General features: G+C 71.6%; 10 protein-coding genes. 7 read left to right on the forward strand and 3 right to left on the reverse strand.

Annotation, left to right across the window (positions count from 1 at the left end; genetic code table 11):
• A partial coding sequence (locus AC2W7G_RS03770) for a putative sulfate exporter family transporter (RefSeq protein WP_485867258.1) occupies nt 1-458 on the forward strand: 458 nt, incomplete at its 5' end.
• 40 nt (nt 459-498) lie between these two features.
• Here the strand turns inward: AC2W7G_RS03770 and AC2W7G_RS03775 are convergent.
• Nucleotides 499-1,803, reverse strand: a complete 1,305-nt coding sequence (locus tag AC2W7G_RS03775) for an HNH endonuclease signature motif containing protein (RefSeq protein ID WP_485867259.1) — start codon at nt 1,801-1,803, stop codon at nt 499-501.
• 243 nt (nt 1,804-2,046) lie between these two features.
• Nucleotides 2,047-2,667, reverse strand: a complete 621-nt coding sequence (locus tag AC2W7G_RS03780) for a TetR/AcrR family transcriptional regulator (protein ID WP_485867260.1) — start codon at nt 2,665-2,667, stop codon at nt 2,047-2,049.
• 103 nt (nt 2,668-2,770) lie between these two features.
• Here AC2W7G_RS03780 and AC2W7G_RS03785 point away from each other — a divergent pair, with 103 nt between their 5' ends.
• From AC2W7G_RS03785 to AC2W7G_RS03810, 6 genes are read left to right on the forward strand one after another with little or no spacing between them, the layout of a single operon-like run.
• Entirely contained in the window at nt 2,771-3,550 is a 780-nt protein-coding gene (locus AC2W7G_RS03785) for an ABC transporter ATP-binding protein (RefSeq protein WP_485867261.1), read from the forward strand.
• Nucleotides 3,547-4,329: an ABC transporter ATP-binding protein gene (locus AC2W7G_RS03790; RefSeq protein WP_485867262.1), complete on the forward strand. Its 783-nt coding sequence runs from the start codon at nt 3,547-3,549 to the stop codon at nt 4,327-4,329. Before AC2W7G_RS03785 ends, AC2W7G_RS03790 begins: the two co-directional genes overlap by 4 nt.
• Entirely contained in the window at nt 4,326-6,164 is a 1,839-nt protein-coding gene (locus AC2W7G_RS03795; RefSeq protein ID WP_485867263.1) for an AMP-dependent synthetase/ligase, read from the forward strand. Before AC2W7G_RS03790 ends, AC2W7G_RS03795 begins: the two co-directional genes overlap by 4 nt.
• The gene (locus AC2W7G_RS03800; protein WP_485867264.1) at nt 6,161-7,057 is read left to right on the forward strand and encodes a branched-chain amino acid ABC transporter permease; all 897 of its coding nucleotides are present in this window, start codon (nt 6,161-6,163) and stop codon (nt 7,055-7,057) included. Before AC2W7G_RS03795 ends, AC2W7G_RS03800 begins: the two co-directional genes overlap by 4 nt.
• A complete protein-coding gene (locus AC2W7G_RS03805; RefSeq protein WP_485867265.1) occupies nt 7,054-8,172 on the forward strand; it encodes a branched-chain amino acid ABC transporter permease in 1,119 nt (372 codons plus the stop codon). The genes AC2W7G_RS03800 and AC2W7G_RS03805 overlap by 4 nt, the downstream gene beginning before the upstream one ends.
• A 55-nt stretch (nt 8,173-8,227) precedes the next feature.
• Entirely contained in the window at nt 8,228-9,523 is a 1,296-nt protein-coding gene (locus AC2W7G_RS03810; RefSeq protein ID WP_485867266.1) for an ABC transporter substrate-binding protein, read from the forward strand.
• Nucleotides 9,524-9,574: 51 nt separating this feature from the next.
• Here the strand turns inward: AC2W7G_RS03810 and AC2W7G_RS03815 are convergent, their stop codons facing one another.
• Nucleotides 9,575-10,951 carry a CCA tRNA nucleotidyltransferase gene (locus AC2W7G_RS03815; RefSeq protein ID WP_485867267.1) on the reverse strand — a complete coding sequence of 459 codons (1,377 nt, stop codon included), beginning with the start codon at nt 10,949-10,951 and terminating at the stop codon, nt 9,575-9,577.
• Nucleotides 10,952-11,007 lie beyond the last annotated feature (56 nt).

An 11,007-nucleotide genomic window follows, 5' to 3' on the forward strand; every position in this document is an offset into this window, starting at 1 on the left:
TCGGGCTCGACGACCGTCAGGCGGCCGTCTGGGCCGGGGCGAGCATCCACGAGGTCGGTCAGGTCGTCGCGGCGGCCGCGCTGCTCGGACCCGGCGCGCTAGCGGTGGCGACCGCGGTGAAGCTCGTCCGCGTGCTGCTGCTGGCTCCCGTCTACGCCGTGGTCGCGCGTGGCACGACCCGTCCCGGGAAGGGTCGGGGCGCTCCGCTCGTGCCGTGGTTCGTGCTCGGCTTCGTCGGGGCGGTCGTCGTGCGCTCCATCGGTGTCCTGCCGTCGGGCGTGCTCCAGGTCGCCGACGGAGCGACGACGGTGCTGCTGGCGGCCGCCATGTTCGGGCTGGGACTGGGGCTGCGCGTCCGTGACCTGCTGCCGGTGCCGGGCGCGGTGCTGGCGCTGAGCGGCGTGGCCACCGCGACGGTCGTGGGCACGTCGTTGCTGCTCGTCGTCGTCCTGCTGTGACCTGCCTTCTCGGGACGGCCTTCGACAGCCTCTGGCAGCGCTAGGCGGGGACGAGGGGTCGGAGCCGCACGTGTCTGGCGTGCCTGAGCGGTCGTCGGAGCGGGTCGATGCGTGGTGGCGGGACGACTTCGACGACGCCGTCCTCGGCGAGGCGGGCTGACCAGTCGCTGTCGTGGAGCAGGTGGTGGTGGGCGAAGCAGAAGAGGGCGCCGTTGTCGAGGCTGGTCTCGCCGCCCTCGCTCCACGGTCTGAGGTGGTGGGCCTCGCACCAGGCGGGTGGGCGATCGCAGCCCTTCCACGAGCAGCCGCCGTCCCGCTTCGCGAGGGCGACGCGCTGGTTCCGGTCGTGGAGCCGGTCGGCACGGCCGAGGTCGAGGACCTGGGAGTCGCCGTTCAGCACGATGGGGAGGATGCCAGCGTTGCAGGCCAGCCGCCGCGCCTGGCTGGCGCTGAGGTCGCAGCCGGTGCTCAAGGTCGCTCGCGAGACCCGCTGCTGCAAATCTCCCAGGTCGATGTTGACCGTGACCGTGGCCATGAGGCCTCCCGCCTGCGGGAAGCACTCGCTCGGCAGGTGCTCGATCAGCTCGCAGAACGCCTGGCCCATCCGCCGCGGGTGGTCGAGCCGGCCGATCTCGGTGTCGGAGTGCTCACCGTCCACGTCGCGGAACAGCGCATCGATCCGGCGCGGTGCAGAGAGTCCTTCGAGGACGGTGCGCAGCATGTCGGCCTGCACGTCCGGAAGAGCGCCGCGCACCCAGGTCAGCCCGTCACCGCGCGGCGTGAACGTCACGTGCGCCTCGGACCAGGCCTGCTTCTCCTGACGCTCCAGCTGCTCACCGATCACCTCGTCCGCAGCAAGCGGGTCGACCACCTCGACGATCCGATTCGCGAGACGCCGCAGGTCGTCCGCCGCGAACTCGGCCGCATGCTGCAGGAGAGTCGTCTCGGCGTCGTCGTGCTGCTCGGCCACGAACCACTCCGGCAACCGGTCGAGCGCGGTCAGGATGATCGAGGCCTGCTCGGTCGACACCTCACCGGACGCCCACGCCTCCCGCGTCGCCAGACCACGAGTCGCGTCGAGACGCGAGAGCTTCACGATCCGCGACGCCTCACGTCGGGCGATGCCCGTCGTGCTCGCCAGCCACGCCACGGTGGAGGCGTTGCCGTCCTCGCGGGGCAGGGCACGGTCCTCGGCGGCCCCGGCCATGCGGACCGCTGTCTCGTTGAGACTCGCGATCGTCCGCTGGATCTCCACGGTCACCGACCGCAGCTCCGCGTCCGTCAACGACCACGCCTCGAGGTCGCGCAGCTCCCCGCGCAGCCGCTCCAGCTGGTCGATCAGCATCCGAGACCCCCGGGTCGAACGTTTGTTCTATCCTACCTCGCGCGTCCGACAAGAACCACTCAGAATCCTCAGCATTTCAACGTTCTTCTTGGCTTGGGCCGCTTCTCTCGACGGGCGCCACAAGTCGACTCGGGCGAGCCGACGGACCAAGCCGCCACCCGCCCAGCTCCCTCGTCAACAGCCCCTCGGGCGACCCAGCACCCAGGCTCCTCTCGACTAGCTCAAGGAGCCGAGCACCGACCCCTACCCGGCCAGGAGCGCCTCGAGGGAGCGGCGGACGACGGCGGACGCCGCGGGCACGTCCAGGCCGAGGTCGTCGCGCAGCAGCGACCAGGTGTTCCAGCTCGACGCCGCGGTCAGGGCCAGCACCTGGTCCTCGCGTCGTGAGGGGTCCAGCGCCGCGATCTCGGTGGCGAACACCTCCTCGACGGCGTCGCGGACGCGCTGCACGTGATGGCGCCGGCTGGCCTGCAGGGCGGCCGAGAACGGCTCGCTGAGCGCCGCCGACCGAGCCGCGGGGGCGATGTTCTCCAGCCGCCGGGCACGCTCGGCGCAGAACCGGTCGAGCCGCTCGTCCAGGGGCAGGTCGCCGTCGACGGGGTCGCGCAGCTCCCAGTCCGAGCGGAGCCAGTAGTCCGTCGTGGCGTCGAGCAGCCCCTCCATGTCGCCGAAGGCCACCCAGAGCGTCCGCACGGACACGCCCGCCCGCTCGGCGATGGTCTGGGCGGTGGGCTTGAGGTCGCCCTCGCGGAGCAGGGCGGTGTGCGCCTCGACGATGCTGCGGCGGGTCCGTTCACCGCGGCGGCGGCGCCCGTCGGTCTGGCGCAGCGCCTCGGGTCGCAGGCGCGGAGAGGGTTCGTGCACGCGGACAGGATGCCCTGTCCGGGATAGTTTCACCAGCCCTGCAACTTGTCAGTGACCCGCACCACTCCCTAGCGTCCGGCTCAACCACCAGGCGGGAGAGAACGTGCTGTCGGTCCAGAACCTCGAGGTCGTCTACCACGACGTCGTGCTCGTGCTGCGGGGAGTGAGTCTCGACGTGCCCGACGGCGCGATCGTCGCCCTCCTCGGCGCGAACGGCGCGGGCAAGACGACCCTGCTGCGAGCCCTGTCCGGGCTGCTCGACGTCCACGACGGGGAGGTGACGAAGGGGCAGGTGCTGCTCGACGGCACGCCGATCGAGCGCTGGCCGGCCCCGCGCATCGTCCAGGCCGGCCTGAGCCAGGTGCTCGAGGGGCGCCGGGTCTTCGCCGAGTTCACCGTCGAGGAGAACCTGCGCGTCGGCGGGCACACCCACCCCGACGGCCTCGACGACGCCATCGCCGAGGTCTACGACCTCTTCCCGGTGCTCAAGGAGCGTCGCGACCGCACCGCGGGCTACCTCTCCGGCGGCGAGCAGCAGATGCTGGCGATGGGACGCGCGCTCGTCGCGCGGCCCAAGCTGCTGCTGCTGGACGAGCCGAGCCTCGGCCTGGCCCCGCGGATCGTGCAGCAGATCGCCGACATCGTGCAGGAGATCAACGCCCGCGGCACCACCGTGCTGCTGGTCGAGCAGAACGCCACCATGGCGCTCTCGATCGCCCAGCACGGCTACGTCATGGAGCACGGCAAGATCGTCATGGACAAGCCGGCCGCCGCCCTCCTCGAGGACGACGACATCCGCGACTTCTACCTGGGACGCGGCGAGCTGGCCACCTCGTACCGCGACGTCAAGCACTACAAGCGCCGCAAGAGGTGGTTGTCATGAGTCCCGATCCCGTCCTGCAGGTCCGCGACGTCGAGCTGCGCTTCGCCGGCGTCACCGCGCTCAGCGGCGTGACCTTCGACGTCCGGCCCGGGGAGCTGTTCGCCGTCATCGGCCCGAACGGCGCCGGCAAGACGTCCATCTTCAACGTGCTGTCGGGGGTGTACCGCCCGCAGCAGGGCAGCGTGCTGTTCGACGGCCAGGAGCTCGTGGGCATGCGCCCGCCGAGGATCGCCGCCCTCGGCGTCGCGCGGACGTTCCAGAACATCGAGCTGTTCACCAACCTCGACCTGGTCGACAACCTCATGCTCGGACGCCACCACCACCTGGGCTACGGCTGGGCGGCCGCGGTCGCGTGGCTGGGCAAGGCCCGCCGCGCGGAGGTCGCCAACCGACGCCGCGTCGAGGAGATCGTCGACTTCCTGGAGATCGAGGCCTACCGCGGCATGCCGGTCGGCCTGCTGCCCTACGGCGTCCAGAAGCGCATCGAGCTCGGCCGGGCGCTGGCGATGGAGCCGCGCCTGCTGCTGCTCGACGAGCCGGTGGCCGGCATGAACGGTGAGGAGACCGAGGACATGGCGCGGTTCATCCTCGACGTCCGCGACGAGCTCGGCATCGCGATGATCCTCGTCGAGCACGACATGGGCCTGGTCATGGACCTGGCCGACCGCGTGATGGCCATGGACTTCGGCCGCCCGCTGGTCACCGGCACGCCCACCCAGGTGCAGGAGCACCCCGACGTCGTGGCGGCCTACCTCGGCATGGCGAAGGAGGACGCGTGAGCGAGCCGACCAGCCTGGCCCAGCGGGTCAGGGAGCACGCGCGGCAGACCCCCGACCGGGTGTGCCTGCGCGAGAAGAACCTCGGCCTGTGGGAGGAGGTGACCTGGGACGGCTACTGGAGCACAGCCCGGCGCGTCGGCCACGGCCTGCTCGCGCTCGGCGTCGTCCCGGGCGACCGCGTGGCCATCCACAGCGAGAACCGGCGCGAGTGGCTCTACACCGACGTCGGCACGACCGCCGTCCGCGCCGCGACCGTCGGGCTCTACCCGACCAACCCGGCGCCGGAGGTGCTGCACGTCCTGCGCGACAGCGGCGCCGTCGTCGTCGTGGTCGAGGACCAGGAGCAGCTGGACAAGACGATGGAGGTCGTCGGCGAGCTGCCCGACCTGCGCCACGTGATCCACCTGGAGCACCGCGGCATCACCGGCCGCTACGACGACCCGCGCCTGCTGTCGTGGGACGCGTTCCTGGCCCTGGGCGACGAGCACGCCGCGGCCCACCCGGACGCCGTCGACGCCCTGACCGACGCGGCCGAGCCCGACGACCTGGCCACGCTCGTCTACACGTCCGGCACCACGGGCCCGCCCAAGGGCGCGATGCTCACGGTCGCGAACGTGGAGTTCGTCGTCCGCACCATCCAGCAGTCCGAGTCGTTCGTGAGCCCGCCGGCCGGGCCCAAGGACGTCGTGCTGTCCTACCTGCCGCTGTGCCACGTCGCCGAGCGGGTCTTCACGACCTGGTTCAACGCCGGCCTCGGCACCCAGGTCTGCTTCGCCGAGTCGATCGACACCGTGCAGCAGAACCTGCGCGAGGTGCAGCCGACGCTGCTGTTCGCCGTGCCGCGCATCTGGGAGAAGATCGTCGCCGGCGTCCACGTGCGCATGACCGGCGCGTCCCGGCTCAAGCGGGCCACGTTCGGGTTCTGGATGAAGGTCGCGTCCGGCATCGGCCGCGAGCTGGTCGAGAACCAGGGCCGCCACACCTGGCGCACCCGGCTCAAGTACGCCGCCGGCTGGGTGTTCCTCTACCGCCCGCTCAAGGAGCGGCTCGGCCTGGCGCACGTCCGCTACGCCGCGTCCGGCGCCGCCCCCATCTCGCCCGAGGTGCTCGTCTTCTTCATGGGGCTGGGCGTGCCGATGCACGAGGTGTACGGCATGACCGAGAACAGCGCCGTGGCCACCGCCAACATGACCGGACGCGTGAAGGTCGGCACCGTCGGGGAGCCGCAGCCCGGGGTCGAGGTGAAGATCGACGCCTCCGGCGAGGTGCTCACCCGTCACGCCGGGACGTTCGCCGGCTACTGGAACAACCCGGAGGCGACGGCCCGGACGATCGACGCCGACGGCTGGCTGCACACCGGCGACGTCGGCGAGTGGGTCGACGGGACGCACCTGCGGATCACCGACCGGATCAAGGACATCATCATCACCTCCGGCGGGAAGAACATCTCGCCCAGCGAGCTGGAGAACGCGCTCAAGGCGTCCCCGTTCGTCAAGGAGGCGATCGTCGTCGGCGACCGCCGCAAGTACCTGACCGCCCTCATCGGCATCGAGCTCGACACGGTCGGCAGCTGGGCCCAGCAGCGGCGCCTGGCGTTCACGACCTACCGCGACCTCACCGAGAAGCCCGAGGTCCGCGCCCTCGTCCAGCAGGTCGTGGACGAGGTCAACAGCCAGTTCGCCGCCGTCGAGACGATCAAGCGGTTCACCCTCCTGCCCAAGGAGCTGGACCACGACGAGGGCGAGCTCACCGCCACCCAGAAGGTGAAGCGCTCGGTCATCGCCGAGCGGTTCGCCGACCAGATCGAGCAGATGTACGCCGGGAGCCCCTCGTGACCGACTTCCTGCAGGCACTCGTCAACGGCCTCGGCCAGGGCTCGGTCTACGCCCTGCTCGCCCTCGGCTACGTGATGATCTACAAGGCGACGAAGGTGATCAGCTTCGCGCAGCCGTCGCTGATGATCCTCGGCGGCCTGTTCGCCTACCACTTCACCCGGGTGTGGGAGCTGCCCTTCGTCGTGGGCCTCGTGCTCGCCACGGCGGGCGGCGCCCTGCTCGGCGTCGTGGTGGAGCGGCTGGCGATGCGGCCGATGGTCGGCAAGCCGGTGTTCACGCTGGCGATCATCACGATCGGCGTCGACATCGTGCTGCGCATCGTGGCCAACCGCTACATCGGCGTGCAGTCCAAGATCGTCGAGTTCCCCGGCGGCTCGGAGCGCTACGCCCTCGGCGGCGTGTCGATCTCGCGCCAGACGCTCGGGCTCGTCGTCGTGACCGCGCTCGTCGTCGTCGGGCTGCTGACGTTCTTCCGCCGCTCCCGCGCCGGCCTGGCCATGCGCGCCACCGCGCTGGACCAGGAGACCGCTCTGGCCCAGGGCATCAAGGTCGGGACGATGTTCGCCCTGGCCTGGGCGATCGCCGGCGGCCTGGCGGCCATCGCCGGCACCTTCGTCGCCACGCAGGCGGCCGGCATCGAGCAGACGACGTGGATCATCGCGCTCAAGGCGCTGCCCGCGATCATCATCGGCGGCCTGGAGTCGATCAACGGCGCCGTCATCGGCGGCCTGGCCGTGGGCGTCGTCGAGGCCCTGACCGCGGTCTACCAGCCCGACGTCGCGCCCTGGCTCGGCGCCAACTTCTCGCTCGTCGCGCCCTACGCGCTCATGTTCGTCGTCCTGCTCGTGCGTCCGTACGGCCTGTTCGGCCAGAAGGAGGTGGAGCGCGTATGAGCCGCTCCGCGCTGCGCCACCGTCCGCTCGTCCGCACCGCCCACACGCAGGAGATGGCCCTGCTCAACACCCCGGCCAAGCGCCGGTCGGTGCTGGGGATCGTCGTGCTGGCCGCGCTGCTGCCGTTCGTCGTCACCGACGACCTGCTGCTGGTGCTGACGCTGGGCATGATCGCCGCCGTCGGCGCCATCGGGCTGAACCTGGTCACCGGCTACGCCGGGCAGGTCTCGCTGGGCCACGCCTTCTTCATCGGGCTGGGCGCCTACACCGGCGCCGTGCTCGGCGGCGACCCCGACGGCCCCGTGCTCGGCTACGGCCTGCCGATGTGGGTCTGGCTGCCGGCCGCCGGCCTCGTCGCGGCGCTGGCCGGGCTGCTGGTCGGGCCCATCGCGGTGCGGCTGCGCGGCCTGTACCTGGCCATCGTGACGCTCGGCCTGGTCTTCCTCGGCGACCACGTCTTCCGCGAGGCCCGCGAGATCACCGGCGGCCCGGGCGTCGGACGTCGCGGACCGGCCCTGGAGCTGTTCGGCATCGACTTCTCGCGCGGCAACGACGTCCTGACCCGTGGGCAGCTGCAGTTCCTGCTCGCGCTCGGCTTCCTGATCGTGTTCGCCGTGCTGGGCCGCAACATCGCCCGCTCCGGCGTCGGCCGCGCGTTCGGCGCCGTGCGCGACCGTGACGTCGCCGCCGCCGTCATCGGCGTCGACCTGACCCGCACCAAGGTGCTGGCGTTCGCGATGTCGTCGTTCTTCGCCGGGGTCTGCGGCGCCCTCTACTACGCCGTGGTCGGCGTGTTCGAGCCCAGCGCCTTCGGCCTGCTGCTCAGCGTCCAGTTCCTGGCCATGGTGCTCATCGGCGGCGTCGCGACGATCAGCGGCTCGATCATGGGCGCCCTGTTCATCGCCTCGCTCGGCCGCATCTCCGGCGAGATCGCCCACTGGCTGCCGTTCATCAGCCAGACCTCGGGGTCGTCGGGCCTGCTCTCGGTCTTCCAGCTCGAGGCGATCCTCTACGGCCTGCTCATCATCGTCTTCCTCATCTTCGAGCCCCGCGGCCTGTTCGGCATCTGGCTGCGCATCCGCAACTACTGGAAGGGGTGGCCGTTCTCCTACTGACGCACGCGAACCACCCCGCGGCCGTCGGCCGTCGACCACCCCTGAGAGGAACCCCATGAAGCTCCGTACCCCGGTGCTGCGCGCGGCCGTCGGCCTCACGCTCAGCGCCCTCGTCCTGACCGGTTGCCGCAGCGGCGGCGACGACGGCGGTGGCAGCGCCGCCGACGGTGTCAGCTCCGACCCCTGCCCGGCCAAGATCAACCCCGACAACGGGTGCATCTACCTCGGCGTCATCTCCGACCTCACCAAGGGCCCCTTCGCCCCGCTCGCCGTGCCGATCACCGACGCGCAGAAGGCGTTCTGGAAGAAGGTCAACGAGGACGGCGGCGTCGGCGGCTACGACATCGACGTCGAGAGCAACGTGGCCGACGCCGAGTACAACCCCGAGGTCCACAACCGCAAGTACCAGGAGATGCGCGAGGACGTCGCGGCGCTGGCCCAGACGCTCGGCTCGTCGCAGACCCTGGCCATCCTCGAGGACATGAAGAGCGACGACGTCATCGGCGTCCCGGCCTCGTGGAACTCGGCCTGGGAGTTCGAGGACCAGATCCTCGAGAGCGGCGCGAACTACTGCTTCGAGGCCATGAACGGCGTCGACTGGGCCGTGGAGAACCGCGGCGTCAAGGGCAAGGTCGTGGCCGTCGGCTACCCCGGCGACTACGGCGGGGACGCGGCCGCGGGCGTCGAGGCGGCCGCGAAGGCCAACGGCCTGGCCTTCAAGAAGATCGAGACGCCCACCGGCCAGGACAACCAGGCCGGCGCGGTCGCGGCGATCCTCAAGGAGAAGCCGGACCTCGTCGTGGTCAGCACCGGCCCGGCCGAGATGGCGACGCTCGTCGGCGGCACCGCCGCCCAGGGCTTCAAGGGCACGTTCGTCGGCTCCAGCCCGACCTGGAACCCCGCGCTGCTGGACTCGGCCGCCGCGCCGGCGCTCAAGGCGCTGTACTTCCAGGCCGGCCCGTGGGGCCCGTTCGGCACCGACACGCCCGGCCACGAGGCCATGCGCAAGGCGATCGGCGAGGACGTCTCGCCCAACGACGGCTACACCGCCGGCTGGACGTGGAGCTACCCGCTGCTCGCCGCGATCAAGAAGGCGGCCGACGACGGCGACGTCACCCGCACGTCGATCGTCGAGGCGGCCAAGGAGCTCGACGAGGTCGACTACGAGGGCATCCTGCCCCCGGAGGCCGGCCGCACCACCGGCGAGCCGAGCGAGACGGCCTACCGGGCCAGCGTCATCAGCAAGGTCGACGAGTCCGCGCCGACCGGCGTGGCCATCGAGCAGGACCTGACGGTCGGCCCGACCGCCGAGGGCTACGACTTCTCCGAGCCCTGCTTCAGCCTGCAGTGACCGACGCGACGACCCCGGTCCGGCACCCGCCGGACCGGGGTCGTCCGCCGTCTAGGCCCGGGCGGCCCACCAGGCGCGCAGCGCCTCGGTGGCGTCCTCGGTGCTCATCGGGCCGCGGTCCATGCGCAGGTCGAGCAGGAAGCGGTACGCCTCGCCGACGGCCGGGCCGGGCTCCAGCCCGAGGATCGCCATGATCTGCTGGCCGTCCAGGTCCGGGCGGATGGACGCGAGCTCCTCGGCCTCGGACAGCGCGGCGATGCGCTCCTCGAGGTGGTCGTAGGAGCGGCGCAGGCGCGCGGCCTTGCGCTGGTTGCGGGTCGTGCAGTCGGCCCGGGTGAGGATGTGCAGGCGCTCGAGCTGGTCGCCGGCGTCGCGGACGTAGCGGCGCACGGCCGAGTCGGTCCACTCGCCGCTGCCGTAGCCGTGGAAGCGCAGGTGCAGCTCGACGAGCGTGCTCACCTGGTCGACGACGTCGTTGCTGTAGCGCAGCGCCTTGAGCCGCTTGCGGGCCATCTTCGCCCCGACGACGTCGTGGTGGTGGAAGGTCACGGTGCCGCCGGGCTGGAAGCGGCGGGTGCGCGGCTTGCCGATGTCGTGCAGCAGGGCGGCGAGCCGGACGACCAGGTCCGGACCGCCGAGCCGGTCCTCCTGCTCGACGGCCTGCTCCAGCACCGTGAGCGAGTGCTCGTAGACGTCCTTGTGCCGGTGGTGCTCGTCGCTCTCCAGCCGCAGGGCCGGCAGCTCGGGCAGGACGTGGTCGGCCAGGCCGGTGTCGACCAGCAGCGTCAGGCCGCCGCGCGGGTGGGCGCCCAGGACGAGCTTGGACAGCTCCTCGCGCACCCGCTCGGCCGAGACGATGGCGATGCGCTCGGCCATCGCCGTCATGGCCGCCACGACGTCCGGCGCGGCGGTGAAGCCGAGCTGGGCGGTGAACCGCGCGGCGCGCATCATCCGCAGCGGGTCGTCGTCGAAGGACTGCTCGGCCGTCACCGGCGTGCGCAGCACCCGCGCCGCGAGGTCGTCCAGGCCGCCGAAGGGGTCGACGAACTCCAGCGACGGCAGGCGCAGGGCCATCGCGTTGACCGCGAAGTCGCGCCGCGACAGGTCGCCCTCGATGGTGTCGCCGAACGCGACCACCGGCTTGCGCGACGCCGGGTCGTAGGTGTCGGTGCGGTACGTCGTGATCTCGACCTGGTGGTCGCCCTTGCGGATGCCGATGGTGCCGAACTCGCGGCCCACGTCCCAGGTGGCGTCGGCCCAGCCCGCGACCAGGCGCTCGACCTCGTCGGGGGTGGCGGACGTCGTGAGGTCCCAGTCGGCGCCCGGACGTCCGAGCAGGGCGTCGCGCACCGGACCGCCCACGAGGGCGAGCTCGTGCCCGGCGGCCACGAACCGCTCGGCCAGCTCGACCACGGGCGCGGAGGCCACGTGACGCTCGACGGCGGCGCGCTGCTCGGGCTCGAGGGTCGGGACGACGGAGGGAC

Source organism: Aeromicrobium sp. PFPM2_SD2 (genome assembly GCF_057364525.1).